We start from the raw sequence: 19,527 nt of genomic DNA, 5'->3' as shown, positions 1-19,527 counted from the left end.
CCAGGATTAAAAAGGAGTTTAAGAGCATGTCTAAACCACTAGCTATTACAGATGTGGTCCTTCGTGATGCCCATCAATCACTATTTGCTACGCGTATGCGTATTGAGGATATGCTGCCTATCGCAGCTGAGTTGGATAAGGTTGGTTACTGGTCTCTAGAGACTTGGGGGGGCGCAACGTTTGATTCTTGTATTCGATTCTTAGGGGAAGATCCTTGGGAGCGTTTACGTGAGCTGAAAAAAGCGATGCCCAATACGCCAATGCAAATGCTACTGCGTGGTCAAAACCTTTTAGGATACCGCCATTATGCCGATGACGTAGTAGAGAAGTTCGTTGAACGCGCGCATGCTAACGGTATGGACGTGTTCCGTATCTTTGATGCAATGAATGACGTGCGAAACTTCCAGAAGGCCGTTAAAGCAACGGTCGATGTTGGCGCACATGCTCAAGGTACGCTGTCTTACACAACAAGCCCTGTGCATAACGCAGACACTTGGGTTGACTTGGCAAAACGCCTAGAGGATTTAGGTTGTCATTCACTGTGTATTAAAGATATGTCTGGCTTACTCAAGCCTTATGAAGCGGAAGAGCTTATCACGCGTATCAAAGCGTCTTGTGATGTGCCATTAGCACTTCATTGTCACGCGACGACAGGCTTGTCTACTGCGACAGCGGTAAAAGCAGTTGAAGCTGGTATTGATATTCTCGATACAGCGATTTCTTCAATGAGTTGTACCTATGGTCACACACCGACGGAAACGGTAGTCGCGATGCTAGAAGGAACCGAGCGAGATACGAATTTGAAGCTCGAGCAACTAGAACCTATCGCCGCGTATTTCCGTGAAGTACGTAAGAAGTACGCGAAGTGGGAAGGTCAGTTGAAAGGTGTAGACTCTCGCATCCTGATTGCTCAAGTGCCTGGCGGCATGCTGACCAACATGGAAGGCCAGCTGAAAGAACAGGGCGCGGCGGATCGCATTGATGAAGTCTTAGAGGAGATCCCTCGTGTACGCGAAGATCTTGGTTTCATTCCATTGGTGACTCCAACTTCGCAGATCGTCGGAACGCAAGCGGTGATTAACGTGCTTACTGGCGAACGCTATAAGAGCATCACTAAGGAAACCGCTGGTCTATTGAAAGGCGAATACGGTCAAGCGCCAGCCGAGTTAAATGCAGAGCTGCAAGCTAAAGTACTTGATGGCAAAGAGCCTATTACTTGTCGTCCTGCCGATTTGCTTGAGCCTGAAATGGAGACGCTTACTGTTGATCTGATGGAGAAAGCAAAATCAGAAGGTATTAAGCTAGCAAGTGAGCGTGTTGATGATGTACTTACTTATGCGCTTTTCCCTCAAGTTGGTCTCAAGTTCCTTAAGAATCGTGACAACCCAGAAGCATTTGAACCTGCACCAACGCTAGAAGCCGCGAAGCCTGCCGTACCTGCGGCGCAAACAGCAACTGGCGGCGTAGAAACTTATAGCGTACGTGTTGACGGACAGGTGTATGAGGTGGAAGTCGGTCCTCAAGGCGAGCTAACCTCTGTCGCTCCTTCTGCGGCGCCTGCAAAATCGACGGCACCTAGCGCACCTTCTAGCGCTTCTGCTGAAGCGGTGCCTGCTCCTCTTGCCGGTAACATCTTTAAAGTGAATGTTCAGCCTGGTGCTGAAGTGGCTGAAGGCGATGTACTACTGATTCTTGAAGCAATGAAGATGGAAACAGAAGTGCGTGCGGCGCGTGGTGGTGTGGTTCAAGAGTTGAACGTTAAAGAAGGCGATGCTGTCACAGTAGGTGCGCCTCTGTTGAGCCTGGCGTAAGGGAGTATCATGGACGGATTGTTAACCCTTTGGGCAGAAACAGGGATCGCTAACTTCGAGTTCGGCCAAATCTGTATGATGCTGGTTGGTTGTACCTTGCTGTTTTTGGCAATCAAAAAAGGCTTTGAGCCTTTACTGTTATTGCCGATTGGTTTTGGTGCTATCTTGGCGAATATTCCAAATGCTGGCTTTACTGAGCCTGGCGGCTTGCTCTACTACGTTTACTACATTGGGATTGAATCGGGTGTGTTCCCGTTGTTGATCTTCATGGGTGTGGGTGCGATGACCGACTTTGGTGCTTTGATCGCAAACCCAAAAACGTTGTGGCTAGGTGCGGCAGCTCAGTTTGGTATTTTTGCGACACTGTTTGGCGCTATTTTGCTCAACTATGTACCTGGTATGGAGTTCTCCATGGCGGATGCATCGTCTATCGCTATCATCGGTGGTGCGGATGGCCCAACGGCGATTTTCTTAGCAAGTAAGTTATCACCAGACCTGCTTGGTGCGATTGCTGTAGCCGCGTACAGCTACATGGCTTTAGTGCCAATCATTCAGCCGCCAATCATGAAGGCGCTAACCACTAAGGAAGAACGTGAGATTCAAATGGCGCAACTGCGTCACGTGGGTAAATGGGAAAAGGTATTGTTCCCGATGGCAGTATTACTCATGACGATTCTTTTCCTACCTTCAGCAACGCCTCTTGTCGGTATGTTCTGTCTTGGTAACTTAATGCGTGAAGCGGGTGTGGTCGATCGTCTATCGAAAACCGCACAAAATGAGCTGATCAACATCGTGACGATCTTCTTGGGCTTAGGGGTTGGCTCGAAGCTGCAAGCGGATCAATTCCTGAACTTAGAAACATTAGGCATTCTAGGGCTTGGTGCGGTTGCGTTTAGTATTGGCACGGGTGCTGGTGTGCTAATGGCTAAGTTGCTGAACAAGTTCTCAAAAGAAGACATCAACCCACTTATTGGTGCGGCTGGCGTTTCTGCGGTACCAATGGCCGCGCGTGTGGTGAACAAGGTCGGCTTACAAGCTAACCCGCAAAACTTCTTGTTGATGCATGCGATGGGACCAAACGTTGCAGGTGTATTGGGATCAGCGGTTGCCGCTGGTATCTTGCTAGCACTTGTCGGCTAGTCATTACCGAAAATGGAATGATCAACCAATTTACAAAATCACGATTAACTTCGGTTAACAAAATGGTTTATAGTCAAAGGGATGCTTTCGCATCCCTTTTTGTTTTCTTGCAGGGAATGGTTTATGGAACACAAACAGATCGTTATCACTGAATTTGGTGATGCCAACGTACTCGCGATTCAACATGCTTCTACACCATCACCACAGCCTGGTGAAGTCTTAGTAAAAGTCGCTTTTTCAGGCGTAAATCCTATTGATGTTAAAACTCGAGCCGGACTCGGTTGGGCAGCTGCGCAGAACAAGGATAATTTACCTTGGGTACCAGGTTACGACATCTCAGGAAAAGTCGTGTCCTGTGGAGACGGGGCGTCGCGTTTTAATGATGGTGATGAGGTGGCTGGATTTATCGGTTTCCCAGTCCGAGGCGGTGGGTACAGTCAGTACGTATGTGTTCCAGAAGCTGAGTTAAGTCATGTTCCCAGTTCAGTTACTTTAGAGGCTGCAGCAGCATTACCGTTGGCTGGCCAAACTGCGGCACAAGCTCTCAGCAAAGCCAATGTGACAGAAAACGATCGCGTACTTATCCTCGCTGGAGCCGGTGGCGTTGGACACCTAGCGGTACAAATCGCGGTCGCGACTAAAGCGGAAGTCTTTACAACCTGCAGTGAACGAAATTTAGACTACCTGGCTACCCTTGGCGCTCACGCAGTGAACTATCAATTTGCACCAGTGTCAGAACGTGTTGAAGACGTTGATGTTTTGATTGATTTAGTAGGTGGAGATGCCGCGTTAGATGCGCTTAAATGCCTGAAAGACAATGCGAGAGTCATCACCGTTCCAACCATAACAGCTGAGCTGATTTGTGAAAAAGCCAAACTCCTAGGCTTTGAGGCTAGTGGCATGTTGGTTGAACCAGCTCCTGCGCAGTTAGATACCTTGTTGTACATGGTTGGCGTTGGTTTACTGAAGACTGAAATTCAACAGGTTTATCCGATGAGCGGTGTGATTGCTGCTCACCAGCAAGTTGAGTCAGGAAGAACCAGAGGCAAGGTGTTGCTTGATATGACATGCTAGAAGCATTTAATACGAGCTTTGAAAGTTTAGCGCTTTGGTTTTCAGATTCAGCATTATGGGTGCTTTTCATGACCGGTTTTCTCAGTGCCACTTTGTTACCTGGTGGTTCTGAGGCGGGCTTAGTTGCCACTCTCTCATTTAATCAATATTCCGTTTCGTCAATTATTATGGTCGCCACTATCGGCAATACGCTTGGTGGCTTAACAAATTATTGGCTTGGCTTGTGGATTCCCAACAAAGCGCAAGAAGAAAAGCACGGTCATACCGCATTAAACTGGCTGTCTAAGTATGGCTATTGGGGATTGTTTTTTAGCTGGTTACCCATAATTGGAGACCCGCTGTGTTTAGCCGCAGGGTGGCTGAGAATGAAGTTTCTGCCTTGCGTGATTTTAATATTTTTAGGAAAGGCTGCCAGGTATAGCTTACTTGCGGCTATCTATCTCGGATTATTTTAAGGAAAGTACATGAAGATGTTTTGGGTTGGCGCGTGTTCACTTTTGGTGATCACGGGTTGTGCATCAAATACGCCTGTTTCATCACTGCCGAAAGGGGTAACTTTCGTTGAGTCATCGAAAGCTGAAGAAGGCAAAGTTAAGATTCCATACCAAAAGTATAAACTCGATAATGGTTTAACGGTGATCTTAGCTCCTGAAGATTCTGACCCATTGGTCCATGTGGATGTGACTTACCATGTTGGTTCGGCTCGTGAAGAAGTGGGTAAGTCTGGTTTTGCGCATTTCTTTGAGCACATGATGTTCCAAGGTTCAGAGAACGTTGGTGACCAAGAGCACTTCAGAATCATCACAGAGGCTGGAGGTACGTTAAATGGTACGACAAACCGTGATCGTACTAACTACTTTGAAACTGTCCCGGCTAACCAGCTAGAGAAAATGCTGTGGTTAGAGTCTGACCGTATGGGCTTTTTGCTGGATGCGGTTTCTCAACGCAAATTTGAAATTCAGCGTTCTACTGTAAAAAATGAGCGAGCTCAGCGTTACGATAATCGTCCTTATGGCTTAATTTGGGAGCGCATGTCTGAAGCGCTATATCCTGAAGGTCATCCGTATTCGTGGCAAACTATTGGTTATGTTGAAGATCTTGATCGTGTTGATGTGAACGATCTCAAAGCGTTTTTCTTACGTTGGTATGGCCCAAACAATGCGACTATCACTATCGGTGGGGACTTAGACGTTGAACAAACTCTTGAGTGGGTAAATAAGTACTTCGGTTCGATTCCTCGTGGGCCAGAGGTTGAAAATGCGCCGAAACAACCTGCAAAACTGCAAGAAGACAAATACATCACGCTAGAAGATCGCATTCAACAACCGATGGTGATGATCGCGTGGCCAACAACTTACAACGGCGAAGAAAGCCAAGCGTCTCTCGATACGCTATCTGAAGTGCTAGGTGGCGGTACAAACAGCGTGCTCTACCAAGACTTAGTCAAGACTCAAAAAGCCGTCGATGCGGGCTCATTCCATGACTGTGCAGAACTGGCGTGTAACTTTTACGTTTATGCAATGGGTGACTCTGGGGACAAAGGCGACCTATCAAAACTGTACGACGAGCTTTTACAGTCACTCAATCAGTTTGCTGAAAAAGGCGTGACAGAAGATCGCCTTGAACAATTGAAGGGTAAGGCGGAAGCGGATGCTATCTTTGCATTAGAAAGCGTTAAAGGCAAAGTAACGCAGTTGGCATCCAACGAGACATTCTTCGGCGATCCAGACCGTCTTGAGCAACAGCTTGAGCAGATCCGCGCAGTCACGCCTGCATCGGTAGAAAAAGCGTATACGGATTTTATCCAAGGTAAGAACAAAGTGACCCTAAGCGTGGTACCAAAAGGAAAAACTGACCTTGTCGTAAAACCAGCGACCTTTGTGACGCCAAAGCGTACGCTACAAGAATACGAGAAGATCACTGATGATCAATTGGCGTATCGTCGTGCGACCGATAACTTCGATCGCTCTGTGCAACCGCCTGTAGGGGAGCCAGTGAAAGCGACGATGCCTGAGTTGTACGAGCTTCATTTCAATAATGGCTCGGAATTGCTTGGTGCGGTTAGCGATGAAACACCAACGGTCATGATGCAGTTTAGTTTACCTGCGGGAACACGTTTTGTTGAAAAGGGCAAAGAAGGTCTTGCCCAGTTGACCGCAGCAATGTTGCAAGAAGGCACAACGAAACGTAGTGTCGAAGAGATTCAAGCTGAGCTCGATAAACTAGGTAGTGTCATCTCCGTGAATGCAACGGGCTACACAACAAACATCAGCGTTTCTGCTTTAGAAAAGAACTTAGAGCCGACGTTGAAAATTGTCGAAGAGATGTTGCTGTCTCCTGCATTCAAGCAAGCAGACTTTGAGCGAGTGAAGATGCAAGCGCTAGAAGGCCTTGTGTATGAGCATCAAAACCCAAGTTGGATGGCATCACAAGCGACTCGCCAGGTGCTCTATGGGGACTCTGTCTTTGCTCGACCAAAAGACGGCACGCAAGCAGGTGTCAGTGCACTAACGTTGGATGATGTCCGTGAATTCTACTCGAAGCATTACACGCCACAAAGTGCACAAATCGTCGTTGTTGGTGACATTGATCAACAGGAAATTGAACAGCAACTGACGTTCTGGAAAAACTGGCAGGATGAAGCTGCACCATTGTATGCACCGCAAAGCATCGCTGCATTAGGTGAGCAAAAGATCCATCTTGTTGATAAACCAGGTGCACCACAAAGTGTGGTCATGATGGTTCGTCAGGGTATGCCTTACGATGCAACGGGCGATTTTTACCTGAGCCAACTGGCAAACTTCAACTTAGCTGGAAACTTCAATAGCCGCATTAACCAAAACCTACGTGAAGACAAGGGTTACACATACGGCGCTTACGGCTACTTCTCTGGAAATCCAGAAACTGGCTCGGTTGTTTTCACCGCGCAAGTACGAGCGGATGCAACGGTTGCTTCTATCATTGAGATGGAAAATGAGCTAAATGAATACTCGCAGTCAGGAATTACTGATGAAGAGATGAAATTTATGCGTCAAGCGGTCGGTCAAAAAGATGCACTGAAATATGAAACGCCAACACAAAAAGCGGAACTTATCAGTGATATTCTTAAGTACAACCTCGATCAAGATTACTTGCAGCAAAGAAACGCTATCGTAGAAAAAGTCGATAAGCAGACTTTAAATGCACTGGCTCAAAAGTGGTTTGATCCAAATGACTATCAAATTATCGTCGTTGGTGATGCTAAATCACTGCGTCCTCAATTAGAAAAGTTGGGGAAAGACGTAGAAGAGCTTGAAATCATTCGATAGAGTACACATTTAATAGCGGAGAAACGTTTCTCCGCTATTCATCTAGATAAGCGACTTTTCGTGGGTTATTTATCTAGATGCATTAAATATCAATAACTTAGCTTACGCTTGTCCTTTGTGATAAGTGTCCTGCTCCCAATATAAGCGAACCTCATTTTGACTGATTTTGCTGCGCGACTAAAAAAAGTTGCATCAAACCCCGAAGTATTTAAGCAGTTTGGACGCGGTGTTGAGCGAGAAACTTTGCGCTATCGTCAGGATGGACATCTAGCAACAACACCTCATCCAGAGGGGTTAGGCTCAGCGTTCACAAACCAATGGATCACGACTGATTTTTCTGAATCATTGTTAGAGTTCATTACTCCTGTGTCACATGAAATTCCAGAACTGATGGCACAACTGAAAGATATCCATCACTTCACCCAGACAAAAATGGGTGAAGAAAAGATGTGGCCTCTTTCTATGCCGTGTTATGTTGGCTCGGAAGAGGATATTCAGCTTGCTCAGTACGGCTCTTCGAATGCAGCAAAAATGAAAACCCTGTACCGAGAAGGCCTAAAACGCCGCTATGGCAGCCTGATGCAAATCATCTCAGGTGTGCATTTTAACTTCTCGTTCCCTGAGACATTTTGGGATGCGCTATACGGCGAGCAAGATGAACAAGCCCGCCAAGATGCTAAGTCTGATGCCTACTTTGCGCTGATCCGTAACTATTACCGTTTTGGTTGGATGATTCCGTATTTCTTCGGCGCATCGCCAGCGTTATGCGGCTCTTTTATTCAAGGTCGTGAAACCGATCTGCCATTCGAAAAAATTGGCGGCACTTTGTATTTGCCGAAATCGACGTCTTTGCGTTTGAGCGATCTGGGCTACACCAATAGTGCGCAAAGTGTACTGAAAATTGGCTTTAACAGCATTGATCAGTATCTGGATGGTTTGAGCGATGCGATTCGTCACCCATCAGAAGAGTTTGCGAAAATAGGCGTCAAAGTGGACGGTGAATACCGCCAGCTTAATTCCAATATTTTACAAATTGAGAACGAGCTATACGCTCCAATTCGCCCGAAACGCGTGTCGAAAAGTGGTGAGAAGCCTTCAGATGCGTTACGACGCGGTGGGGTTGAGTACATTGAAGTTCGCTCTCTAGACGTTAACCCATTCAGCGCAGTGGGGTTGGATGAAGAGCAAGTACGATTCCTTGATCTCTTCCTGACTTGGGCGGCCTTGTCAGACTCGGATCCAATGGACAACTGTGAATTAGAGTGTTGGCGCGACAACTGGAACAAAGTCATTGTTTCTGGTCGTGAAAAAGGGCTAATGCTTCAAATTGGTTGCCAAGGTGAACGTCTATCTCTGCAAGATTGGGCGCATCGAGTGTTTGTCGAGCTGCGTCAGATAGCACAGCAAATGGATATGGCTGCTGGTGGCAGTGCATACCAAGATGTGTGTAATAAACTCGAGACATGGATTGATAACCCAGAACTAACGATTTCAGGTCAACTATTAGAGCTGACGAAAGAGCTTGGTGGGTTAGGTAAAGTCGGCTGTGCGCTTGGCATGAAGTACCGCGAGGAAAATCTAGCTCACGGTTATCAGTACTACTCACAAGATACGATGGAAACGGAAGTGGCGTCGTCAGTAGAAAAGCAAAAGCAAGCGGAACAAAGTGACACGCTATCTTTTGATGATTTTTTGGAAGATTACTTTGCTTATCTGAAGCAGTAGTGAATAGGTAAAGGTTGGGTGGGATTGAACATTAAACCGTTAGTAGTATCGGTACTCGGAAGCATGTTACTTGCAGGTTGTGCCACGGCACCGCCAAAGCAGCAGAATAATTTATGTGAGATATTTCGAGAGAAATCCGGCTGGTATGATGATGCCAAAGATATGGAAGAAAAGTGGGGAACCCCCATTCATGTCGCTATGGCTATCATTAAACAAGAAAGCAGCTTTCGGCACGATGCGAAACCACCCAAAGACTATTTATTGGGATTTATCCCTTGGGGACGAGTCAGCAGTGCGTATGGTTACGCTCAAGCTCAAGATCCTGCTTGGGAAGATTTCCAAGATGCGACGGGTCAGGGCGGTTCTCGTACCAACTTTGATGATTCAATGATGTTTGTCGGTTGGTATACTCACGAAACGAGGCGCCAACTAGGGATTTCGTTATGGGACCCATACAGTCAATATCTGGCTTATCATGAAGGTCGAGGTGGGTACAAGCGAGGTACTTATAAGCGAAAGCCCAGCTTGCTCAAAGTCGCTCGACGTGTTGAACAAACTGCAAAAACTTATGGCTGGCAGCTGAAGCAATGTCGTCAGGAATTGGAAGACAACAGCAGCTGGTTCTTTTAACCTACAGCCTGTTTATGTGCTGTAGGGATGAATGACATTTATCCAGTACCGAGAGGTATTGGAGTTACAATCAGGAGAGATGTAATGCCTTTACTCGATAGTTTTACCGTGGACCACACTCGCATGAATGCACCGGCAGTGCGAGTGGCGAAGACCATGCAGACCCCAAAAGGGGACACGATTACTGTCTTCGATTTACGCTTTACCGCGCCAAACAAAGACATCCTTTCTGAAAAAGGTATCCATACACTAGAGCACCTTTATGCAGGTTTTATGCGCAATCACCTAAACAGCGATTCTGTTGAGATCATCGATATTTCGCCTATGGGTTGCCGCACCGGCTTTTACATGAGCCTGATCGGCACTCCATCAGAGCAGCAAGTAGCGGATGCTTGGATTGCGGCAATGGAAGACGTACTAAAGGTAGAAAGCCAGAGCAAGATCCCTGAACTCAACGAATACCAATGTGGTACGGCAGCGATGCACTCTTTAGAAGAAGCACAACAAATCGCGAAGAGCATTTTGGATGCTGGTGTATCGGTGAACAAAAATGATGAACTTGCTTTGCCTGAATCGATGCTAAAAGAGCTGCGCATCGACTAGTTGCTAAAAAACTTATCAAGAAGCATATTTATCCAAAACTAAAAAGAGCCTGACATGATCAGGCTCTTTTCTTTTTATTTCTTATCGTGAGTTTTTCTCATCGTGATTTGTAGATAGGGGCTATTTTTTCTTTTTAGGATAAACACGAACGAGCTTGATGCGGTTTTCTTCAATCTCAACAAGCTCCATTGGATGACCCGCCACTCTCACGCTTAAATGGCTCTCTGGAATATCTTCCAGGTGCTCCAAAATAAGACCGTTTAACGTTCTTGGGCCATCCGTTGGTAAATCCCATTTCAGGCCTTTGTTGATATCTCGGATATTGGTGCTGCCTTCAATGAGGAAGCTTCCGTCACCTTGAGGACTGATTTCATCAGAAAGGCTTGGAGAAATCGAGGTCGTGAATTCGCCAATGATCTCTTCCAGAATATCTTCCAATGTCACCAAGCCAATAATGTCGCCATACTCATCAACAATCAGACCAATACGCTGTTTGTTGCGTTGGAACTTTAACATTTGCACGTTTAGTGGCGTACCTTCCGGGATGTAATAGACTTCATCCGCGGCACGTAATAGCGTCTCTTTATTGAACTCGTTTTTTTCCAGCATCAGGCGGTAAGCTTCACGCAGGCGCAGCATGCCAACCACTTCATCAATTTGGTCACGATAAAAAACAATGCGTCCATGTGGTGAGTGGGTAAGCTGACGAACGATGGATTTCCAGTCATCATTAATATCGATACCGGTAATCTCATTACGTGGCACCATGATGTCGTTCACAGTGACGTGCTCAAGATCCAAAATAGACACCAACATGTCTTGGTGTCGGCGAGGGATCAAGCCGCCAGCTTCGTTTACTACGGTACGCAGCTCATCGGAACTAAGATGGTCTTCTACTGAGTGATCCGCTTTTACGCCAAGTAAACGAATAAAGCCATTCGTAATAAAGTTAACGAGCATCACCAAAGGCGATAGTAACTTCATCAATATGGTCAGTAGGATACTGCTCGCGTAAGACACGCGTTCAGGGTACAGCGCTGCAATTGTTTTTGGGGTAACTTCAGCAAAAACCAATACAACCATAGTCAGTGCACCGGTTGCGATAGCGACACCTAAATCACCATACAAACGCATACCAATAATGGTCGCGATGGCGGACGCGAGAATATTAACGAGGTTGTTGCCGATAAGAATAAGACCAATCAAACGATCTGGACGGTCTAATAGCCTTTCGACTCGCTTAGCGCCTTTATGCCCATTTTTGGCTAAGTGCTTTAAGCGATAACGGTTCAGAGACATCATCCCTGTTTCTGAGCCGGAAAAGTAACCTGATATGACGATAAGACACGCGAGTAGCGCAAACAAGATACCCGTAGAGATGTCGTCCAAAACGTTGCTGTTCCTTGTAAGTATTGGGTTATATAACGGTTGAGTAAGTCCGTTAAGTCAAAGGGTTAAGGCGTACTGTATTTTATCTAGCCTAAAATATAAAGGATAGGAGCCCTAGAGCTCCTTAATTCAAGATGATTTCTTTCACAAAGCGACTGCCAAAATACGCCAGAGTTAACAGCGTTGCCCCTGCGACAGCGAACCAAGTAACTTTTCTACCACGCCAACCTTTTTGATAATGACCCCAAAGCAGTATTGAGTACACAATCCAAGCGATGAAAGAAAGAATGCCTTTATGCGCTTTACCTTGAGCAAACATATCCTGCACAAAGACAAAGCCAGTAATGAGCGTGCCAGTTAACAATAAGTTACCGATCAAAATGATTTTGAATAGCTGACGCTCTACCATTAATAAAGGCGGCAGGTTTGGGTTAATCGCCAAAGATTTTTTTGTTTTCAGTTTGTGATCCAACCAAGCCAGCTGAAGTGCGTAGAGTGCACCGATAGTTAAAGTTGCGTATGAGAACAGCGCAAAAGAAATGTGAATGAGTAGCTTAGGGTCATTCTCTAGGTGCTTGATAAACGTGCTTGGCAAAAATGTGGCAGCAGATAAATTGATGGCAGCAAAGCTATAAACGACAGGCAATAAAAACCACAATCGATTTTTCAACATAGCAAGGCTCATGACCAGAGAAATAATAAAACTGATCAAAGAGGCTACGTTTAGAATACTAAGGTTTTGACCTGAACCATCAAAAATCAGATCACTCAAAATCCACGCATGAAAAACAAGCGCACAGGCAGCACTAGCAAACACTGTTTTTGCTTTGATTCCTGACTGCTGTGAGAGTCCGGGTATGATGGTCGCAATCGCCAAAACATAAAGTATGGCGGCCGCGATGGCTATTAAGCTATCCATGAATCCTAAATATTATTGTGCACAATGAGGAAATTATACCTTGCATTACACTTTGGGGCTACGTTATATCCGACATCAATCGTGAGAGATGAGATATTGAAATTAATAAGTTACCGCACCATATAGAAATAGAGACAAGAATAGAGCAGCGGTACGGGTATGACTCAGACCTTGGCTAATGTATACTCACACTAATTAATCGCCATTTTAGCGAAGAGACAAAGATGTTTGAGAATTTAACGGATCGATTATCCAAAACGCTGAAAAATATCAGTGGCAAAGGTCGTCTGACCGAAGACAACATTAAAGAGACCCTACGTGAAGTACGAATGGCCTTACTTGAAGCTGACGTTGCGCTTCCGGTTGTTCGTGAATTTGTTAACCGCGTTAAAGAAAAAGCGGTAGGTGTAGAAGTTTCTAAATCTCTGACTCCAGGTCAGGAATTTATCAAGATCGTTCAAACAGAACTTGAAGCCGTAATGGGTGAGTCGAATGAGGCGCTAAACCTTGCCGCTCAACCACCTGCTGTGCTTCTTATGGCGGGTCTACAAGGTGCGGGTAAAACCACATCGGTAGGTAAGCTATCTAAGCTTTTAAAAGAACGTGACAAGAAGAAAGTCTTGGTTGTGTCTGCCGACGTTTACCGCCCTGCGGCAATCAAGCAGCTTGAAACGCTGGCATCAGACATCGGTGTTGACTTTTTCCCATCATCTCCAGACCAGAAGCCTATTGATATCGCCAATGCAGCGATTGACCATGCGAAGAAAAAATTCTACGACGTATTGATTGTCGATACCGCAGGTCGCTTGGCGATTGATGAAGAGATGATGGGGGAGATCAAAGATCTTCACGCAGCTATCAACCCAGTAGAAACGCTATTTGTTGTTGACGCTATGACGGGTCAAGACGCAGCAAATACAGCAAAAGCCTTTGGCGATGCGCTACCTCTTACTGGTGTGGTTCTAACTAAGGTTGATGGTGATGCTCGTGGTGGTGCGGCACTGTCAGTACGCCATGTAACGGGCAAACCAATCAAATTCTTGGGTGTCGGTGAAAAAACTGACGCGCTAGAACCGTTCCATCCAGATCGTGTTGCTTCACGTATTCTTGGTATGGGTGACGTTCTGTCTTTAATTGAAGACCTACAACGCAACGTTGACCAAGAAAAAGCAGAAAAGCTGGCGAAGAAGTTCAAAGAGAAGAAAGGTTTCGACCTTGAAGATTTCCGTGAACAGCTAGGCCAGATGCAAAACATGGGCGGCATGATGGGCATGATGGATAAGCTTCCAGGCATGTCTCAGCTACCAGACAATGTGAAAGACAAAGTCGATGACAAGATGTTCAAACAGATGGAAGCGATCATCAGCTCCATGACAATGAAAGAACGTCAACGCCCAGAGATTATCAAAGGCTCGCGCAAGAAGCGTATTGCGGCTGGTTCTGGTGTGCAGGTTCAAGACGTAAACCGCTTACTAAAACAGTTCACCCAAATGCAGAAGATGATGAAAAAGATGCAAAAAGGTGGCATGAAAGGCATGATGCGCAACATGCAAGGCATGATGGGCGGCATGGGTGGAGGCGGTGGCTTCAACCCATTTGGTCGTTAATTAATCGATCACGCATAGATTCAGGGTGTTAGGTACGTCACAAACTTTAAATTCAATTTATGTTGGTGAAAAAGTAACTAAACTCCTTGCATTGCTCCGGGAGAAGAGTAAAATTCCGGAGCTTTATTTTGGCACGAGACCCCAAACTATTTAATTTCTTGAATGGTTTTTGGGGTTAATTTTATTTTTGAGAAAGCAAAGAGGACGACATGGTAACCATTCGTTTGGCACGTCACGGCGCTAAAAAGCGTCCATTTTATCAAATCGTAGTAGCGGACAGCCGCAACGCTGCAACTGGCCGTTTCATCGAGAAAGTTGGTTTCTTTAACCCAACTGCTAAAGGTCAAGAAGAAGGTCTACGTCTAGACCTAGACCGCGTTAACCACTGGGTTGGTCAAGGCGCGTCTGTATCTGACCGCGTTGCTAAGCTAGTTAAAGACGCTCAAAAAGCGGCTTAATTTTTTACTTGAAAAGTAGAAACTAGTTTATGTCGATGAAAGGTAAAGAAACAATGAGCAACGAAAAGATTGTTGTAGGCAAGTTTGGTGCTACTTACGGCATTCGAGGTTGGCTTAAGGTTTTTTCCTACACAGACAATGCTGAAAGCATTTTCGATTACAGCCCTTGGTATATTAACCAAAAGGGCAAGTGGGTTGAGTACAAAGTAGAAAGCTGGAAGCGCCATAACAAAGGTATGGTGGCTAAGCTGGAAGGCATGGATGTTCGTGAAGACGCGCATCTAATGACGAACTTTGAAATTGCTATTGACCCTGCGGTACTTCCTGAATTGTCAGAAGATGAGTTCTACTGGCGCGAATTGTTTGGGATGCAAGTTGTAACCACTAAAGGTTACGATCTAGGTGTCGTTACTGACATGCTAGAAACTGGCTCAAACGATGTTCTGGTTGTTAAAGCAAATCTTAAAGATGCTTTCGGGCAGAAGGAACGATTAATCCCGTTCCTTGAAGAGCAAGTGATCATTAATGTTGATCGCGAAGCTCAACGGATCGAAGTTGACTGGGATCCTGGATTCTAATCTCCAAAATTACAGAGCGAGATAAACATGTGGGTTGGCGTTATTAGCCTTTTTCCAGAAATGTTCCGTTCTGTTACTGATTTTGGAGTAACAGGTCAAGCGGTTAAAAAAGGTCTTTTGTCGATTGAGACTTGGAATCCTAGAGATTTTACTCACGACAAACATCGCACTGTCGATGACCGACCTTACGGTGGTGGCCCTGGTATGTTAATGATGGTTCAGCCTTTGCGCGATGCCATTCATACCGCGAAAGCAGCCTCACCGGGCAAGACGAAAGTCATCTACCTTTCTCCTCAAGGTCGCAAGCTCGACCAGAAAGGAGTGGAAGAACTGGCAATGAATGAGAACTTGCTTCTGATTTGTGGTCGTTATGAAGGGGTAGATGAGCGCATCATTCAATCTGAAGTCGACGAAGAATGGTCGATTGGTGATTTTGTGATGACGGGTGGTGAGATACCAGCCATGACGTTAATCGACTCTGTCTCTCGGTTTGTTCCGGGTGTACTAGGGGATTTCGCGTCAGCAGAAGAAGACTCTTTTGCAAATGGCTTGTTAGATTGCCCTCACTATACGCGTCCAGAAGTATTGGATGACAAAGAGGTACCAGCGGTACTGATGTCAGGCAATCACAAGGACATTCGTCAATGGCGACTAAAACAGTCGCTGGGCCGAACTTGGCTTAGAAGACCAGAGCTCCTGGAAAACCTAGCTCTGACTGACGAACAGGAACAATTACTTGCTGAGTTCATTAGTGAACATAACGCAAAGTAACCTAATTTATTTAGTATCAGTTTATTCTAGGAATTTAAAAAATGAGTAACATCATCAAAGCTCTTGAAGAAGAGCAAATGAAATCAGACCTACCTAAATTTGCACCAGGTGACACTGTTGTAGTTCAAGTTAAGGTAAAAGAAGGTGACCGTGAGCGTTTACAGGCTTTCGAAGGCGTTGTAATCGCAATCCGTAACCGTGGTCTACACTCTGCTTTCACTGTACGTAAAATCTCTAACGGTGAAGGTGTTGAGCGTACGTTCCAAACACACTCTCCAATCGTTGATAGCATCGAAGTTAAACGCCGTGGTGCAGTACGTCGTGCCAAGTTGTACTACCTACGTGAGCGTTCTGGTAAGTCTGCTCGTATCAAAGAGAAACTTGCTAAGAAGTAATGCTATAACTAGCGTTCTCATCTTAAACGGAGTCCTTTTAGGGCTCCGTTTTTTTATTTGTGTAATTAGCTTGCTCGTTTCTTTTCACCCGACCTGTACTGTCGGTTCTCATGCACTGACTTTGCCTTGATGTGAGTAGATTCCTGATATCGCTATGGCTCCTCGGAATGACGAGAAATGACGGTCAAATATTGTAGGGCGCCGCGATTAAAATTCGTCATTCTGAACAGCGACGAAGGAGCGTGATTCAGAATCTACTAGTCGAAAATGCAAGTGTTTAAGTTGTTAGCTTCATCCTTGCTGTGAGTAGATTCCTGATGTCGCTATGGCTCCTCGGAATGACGGCAAATGATGACCAAAGATTACAGGGCTCTGCGGTTAAAATTCGTCACTCTGGACAGCGACGAAAGAGCGTGATTTAGACTCCCCAAGAAGGAGCCTAGGATATTCCTTTACCCTAGTGCCTTAATTAATACTGGTCTTCAGACCAGCCATCACTGTCGGACATATCGGGGGCGCCTGGGATGGTGTTTTCTTCATCTGCCCACTCACCAAAATCAATCATTTGGCATTGTTTACTGCAGAAAGGGCGATGAGGACTTTGTTCTCCCCATTCTACGTCGGCGCCACATTGTGGGCATTGAACGATGGTAATTTTAGACATAGTTGAGCGTCCCATTACTAATTGGTGTTAAAGGGTAGTATACCTAAATGAATTCAAGATGGCTTATTCAACGCGCTATTGCTGCTACGAATTTTTATCCAATGTAAGCGTAATAAAGCGTTGAATTTTAGATTGTGGGGGAGGCTTAGTGTCGTCTTAGCTGCACACAGCAAGTTCAAACTCAATATCTTGTGTGCACGCTTGACCGTTTTCAAACGACATAAACTTGATCGCAAAGCGGTTTTTATGGCCAGAAATCATAGGATAAACGCCATATTCCATTGGGATGTGAAGTCTTAGAATATTGGCTTCATCAGCGTCACTTTGGAAGAAACCCGCACGACCGATTTGAGCTTTGAAATGTCCGGTCTCTCTGGTGAGTTTCAACCATAGCGAAAGCGCATCAGATAAGGGTTTTAAGCTTACTTGCCACTGCTGTGCATCATGCTTTTTACGTTCAATGGGTAGGTGTAGCCAGTAATGTAACGCTGGCAAATCAAAACAACATGAACCACCTGGTAGATTAAAGCGTTGGCGGATAGAGCTTAAGAAGCGATCTTCTTTTAGTGCTTGACCAAAACGCTCTGCACCCATCAGTTGGCTATGAACGACATCTATCTCTTGTAGTAGGGTATTTAATGCGTCTTGATCGACGCCATCAACATTTAGCCAATGGCGGTACGACAGTCGTTGTTTCTCTAAATCTTTGGCTAGTTCACTTTTCAGCTGGATCTGTTCGAAGATTTCAACCATATCGAATAACGCACGGAAAAACAGTTGGTACTGGTGATTTTCGCTAAACCCAGAGGCCAAGTGAGCCTGACGCAGCAGAGACTCCACTCTTAGATAAATACGAGTTTTCTCATTTAACGGATGTTCAAATTTGTGCGTGGTCATCGACATAAGCCTTTGTGAGTTTCGTTCCTATTTTCGCAGATTTTTCTTACACATGGCTAGGTACTTTTCGTGCAAATCTGTGATTTGAAGCAAAAGATCTGGGTCACTTGGATTATTCTTAACCACATCGTCTGCAAGCGCGAGTCTTTGCTCTCTTGATGCTTGAGAGGCAAGGATGGCGCGAGCTTGTTCTTCACTCACATTGTCTCGTTTCATCGTGCGAGATATCTGTGTATTCGGTTCTACATCGACGACAAGAACTCGATCACACAAACTGTCTAGCTTGTTTTCTACGAGCAACGGCACTACAAGTAACGCATACTCTGAGGTGACTTGCTGCAAATCTTCGATCATCTTTTCACGAATTATCGGGTGCAACAGTGCGTTGAGCCAAGCTTTTTCATCTGAGTTTGAAAAGATTTTCTCTCTCAGCTTTGCGCGATCTAAAGTTTGGTCTTCACGAACGATATCGTGACCAAAATGTTCAATAATCGCGTTTAGGCCGGGAGTGCCTGGCTCGACAACTTCTCTTGCTACAATGTCGGCATCGACGATATCGATTTTAAATTGTTGTTTGAACAGATTCGCGACGGTTGTTTTACCGCTAGCGATACCACCTGTTAAACCAATAACCAAAGCCATTTACACTCCTAGAACTGAAGTAAAGTACCAGTTTAAAATCTGGTCGCCCCAAATTAAGCTTATCCAACCAGCAATTGCTAAGTAAGGACCGAAAGGAAAAGCTTTTTCAATTCCCTGTTTTTGCAAGCGTAGTTGAATGATGCCAAATACGATGCCAACCACAGAAGAAAGTAGAATGATCATCGGCAGTGACTGCCAGCCCAGCCAAGCCCCTAGTGCTGCTAGTAGTTTAAAATCACCATATCCCATTCCTTCTTTACCAGTAAGTAGCTTAAAGCCCCAGTAAACGGACCAGAGACATAGGTAACCAGCAATGGCACCAATGACAGAATCTTGTAGAGTAACAGGACTTATTTCGACTAATGCTAAGGCAATGCCAGCCCAAGTTAATGGTAATGTTAATTGGTCAGGTAACAACATAGTATCGAGATCGATAAATGTTGCGGCGATTAAGATAAAAGTGAAAAAGAGTAGGGCAACGGTAAAGTAACTAAAACCAAAGTGGTAAGCGACAAAGCCTGAGCTGAATGCAGTGAGCAGTTCAATCAGTGGATAGCGTGCGCTAATGGCTGTCTGACAGTTGTGGCATTTGCCTTTTAAAAGCAGCCAGCTAATCACAGGGATGTTGTCTCGAATACGTATCGGCGTTGCGCACTTCTGACAGGACGAGCGTGGGACGCTCAAGGTCAGCACTTCTTTAGGAGGTTCTATTTTGTATTCGGGAAATGACTCGGCACATTCGCGTCGCCATTCTAGTTCCATGATTTTAGGTAGTCGATAAATAACCACATTGAGGAAGCTACCCACGATCAGACCGAAGATGGTGGCAAACACAACGAATAGCCAAGGGTAGTACTGGAATACTTCCATATTTGTCTCTTGAGCGATGAGTGAAATCAGCAAGATGCTGTTTTAA

At 45.4% G+C, this 19,527-nt stretch carries 19 protein-coding genes; 13 read left to right on the top strand and 6 right to left on the bottom strand.

The genetic code is table 11. The annotated features are described in order from the left end of the window. The first annotated feature begins 26 nt into the window (after positions 1–26). The 8 genes from oadA to luxS all read left to right on the top strand — a co-directional run bounded on the left by oadA (position 27) and on the right by luxS (position 10,291). Positions 27–1,811 (top strand): sodium-extruding oxaloacetate decarboxylase subunit alpha, encoded by a 1,785-nt coding sequence (gene oadA, locus NDJ01_RS07330; RefSeq protein WP_139060519.1) that lies wholly within the window; start codon positions 27–29, stop codon positions 1,809–1,811. Between the two features lie 9 nt (positions 1,812–1,820). Next, complete coding sequence (locus NDJ01_RS07325) at positions 1,821–2,951, top strand: sodium ion-translocating decarboxylase subunit beta (RefSeq protein ID WP_005396706.1); 1,131 nt, start codon at positions 1,821–1,823, stop codon at positions 2,949–2,951. A 123-nt stretch (positions 2,952–3,074) separates the two neighbouring features. Continuing rightward, entirely contained in the window at positions 3,075–4,025 is a 951-nt protein-coding gene (locus NDJ01_RS07320; RefSeq protein ID WP_258586497.1) for an NADP-dependent oxidoreductase, read from the top strand. Then, positions 4,019–4,480: a YqaA family protein gene (locus NDJ01_RS07315; RefSeq protein ID WP_258586496.1), complete on the top strand. Its 462-nt coding sequence runs from the start codon at positions 4,019–4,021 to the stop codon at positions 4,478–4,480. Before NDJ01_RS07320 ends, NDJ01_RS07315 begins: the two co-directional genes overlap by 7 nt. A gap of 9 nt (positions 4,481–4,489) precedes the next feature. Continuing rightward, positions 4,490–7,333, top strand: coding sequence for a pitrilysin family protein (locus tag NDJ01_RS07310; RefSeq protein ID WP_258586495.1), 2,844 nt, complete (start codon positions 4,490–4,492; stop codon positions 7,331–7,333). Positions 7,334–7,489: 156 nt separating this feature from the next. Continuing rightward, the gene (gene gshA, locus NDJ01_RS07305; RefSeq protein WP_046875082.1) at positions 7,490–9,058 is read left to right on the top strand and encodes a glutamate--cysteine ligase; all 1,569 of its coding nucleotides are present in this window, start codon (positions 7,490–7,492) and stop codon (positions 9,056–9,058) included. Between the two features lie 24 nt (positions 9,059–9,082). After that, on the top strand, positions 9,083–9,688 hold the full coding sequence (locus NDJ01_RS07300) for a hypothetical protein (protein WP_170891673.1): 606 nt from the start codon (positions 9,083–9,085) through the stop codon (positions 9,686–9,688). 84 nt (positions 9,689–9,772) lie between these two features. Further along, on the top strand, positions 9,773–10,291 hold the full coding sequence (luxS, locus tag NDJ01_RS07295; protein ID WP_048625973.1) for an S-ribosylhomocysteine lyase: 519 nt from the start codon (positions 9,773–9,775) through the stop codon (positions 10,289–10,291). Positions 10,292–10,411: 120 nt separating this feature from the next. Here luxS and NDJ01_RS07290 read toward each other — a convergent pair whose 3' ends face one another. Both NDJ01_RS07290 and NDJ01_RS07285 read right to left on the bottom strand, forming a co-directional pair. Next, positions 10,412–11,680, bottom strand: coding sequence for an HlyC/CorC family transporter (locus NDJ01_RS07290; protein ID WP_005396696.1), 1,269 nt, complete (start codon positions 11,678–11,680; stop codon positions 10,412–10,414). A gap of 124 nt (positions 11,681–11,804) precedes the next feature. Next, on the bottom strand, positions 11,805–12,599 hold the full coding sequence (locus NDJ01_RS07285) for an inner membrane protein YpjD (RefSeq protein WP_005396694.1): 795 nt from the start codon (positions 12,597–12,599) through the stop codon (positions 11,805–11,807). A 224-nt stretch (positions 12,600–12,823) separates the two neighbouring features. Here NDJ01_RS07285 and ffh point away from each other — a divergent pair, with 224 nt between their 5' ends. From ffh to rplS, 5 genes are all read left to right on the top strand, one after another. Then, a complete protein-coding gene (gene ffh, locus NDJ01_RS07280; RefSeq protein WP_005385423.1) occupies positions 12,824–14,206 on the top strand; it encodes a signal recognition particle protein in 1,383 nt (460 codons plus the stop codon). A gap of 209 nt (positions 14,207–14,415) precedes the next feature. Further along, positions 14,416–14,664 (top strand): 30S ribosomal protein S16, encoded by a 249-nt coding sequence (gene rpsP / locus NDJ01_RS07275; RefSeq protein WP_005379962.1) that lies wholly within the window; start codon positions 14,416–14,418, stop codon positions 14,662–14,664. 29 nt (positions 14,665–14,693) lie between these two features. Beyond that, entirely contained in the window at positions 14,694–15,242 is a 549-nt protein-coding gene (gene rimM / locus NDJ01_RS07270) for a ribosome maturation factor RimM (RefSeq protein ID WP_005379964.1), read from the top strand. 27 nt (positions 15,243–15,269) lie between these two features. Then, complete coding sequence (gene trmD, locus NDJ01_RS07265; protein ID WP_258586494.1) at positions 15,270–16,013, top strand: tRNA (guanosine(37)-N1)-methyltransferase TrmD; 744 nt, start codon at positions 15,270–15,272, stop codon at positions 16,011–16,013. Positions 16,014–16,054: 41 nt separating this feature from the next. After that, positions 16,055–16,408: a 50S ribosomal protein L19 gene (rplS, locus tag NDJ01_RS07260; RefSeq protein WP_005379971.1), complete on the top strand. Its 354-nt coding sequence runs from the start codon at positions 16,055–16,057 to the stop codon at positions 16,406–16,408. 469 nt (positions 16,409–16,877) lie between these two features. On the opposite strand, the gene yacG is transcribed toward rplS, so the two are convergent. The 4 genes from yacG to NDJ01_RS07240 all read right to left on the bottom strand — a co-directional run bounded on the left by yacG (position 16,878) and on the right by NDJ01_RS07240 (position 19,481). Beyond that, the gene (gene yacG, locus NDJ01_RS07255; protein WP_005396692.1) at positions 16,878–17,072 is read right to left on the bottom strand and encodes a DNA gyrase inhibitor YacG; all 195 of its coding nucleotides are present in this window, start codon (positions 17,070–17,072) and stop codon (positions 16,878–16,880) included. A gap of 156 nt (positions 17,073–17,228) precedes the next feature. Next, entirely contained in the window at positions 17,229–17,969 is a 741-nt protein-coding gene (zapD, locus tag NDJ01_RS07250) for a cell division protein ZapD (protein WP_012841416.1), read from the bottom strand. Positions 17,970–17,996: 27 nt separating this feature from the next. Beyond that, on the bottom strand, positions 17,997–18,611 hold the full coding sequence (gene coaE, locus NDJ01_RS07245) for a dephospho-CoA kinase (RefSeq protein WP_047008979.1): 615 nt from the start codon (positions 18,609–18,611) through the stop codon (positions 17,997–17,999). Continuing rightward, the gene (locus tag NDJ01_RS07240) at positions 18,612–19,481 is read right to left on the bottom strand and encodes an A24 family peptidase (RefSeq protein ID WP_256899598.1); all 870 of its coding nucleotides are present in this window, start codon (positions 19,479–19,481) and stop codon (positions 18,612–18,614) included. It abuts the gene before it with no gap. Between the last annotated feature and the right edge of the window lie 46 nt (positions 19,482–19,527).

The organism is Vibrio sp. HS-50-1, assembly GCF_024747315.1.
Classification (GTDB): Bacteria; Pseudomonadota; Gammaproteobacteria; order Enterobacterales; family Vibrionaceae; genus Vibrio; species Vibrio diabolicus.
Note: the sequence above shows the minus strand (reverse complement) of the source record. Positions and strands in the feature narration are given on the sequence as shown.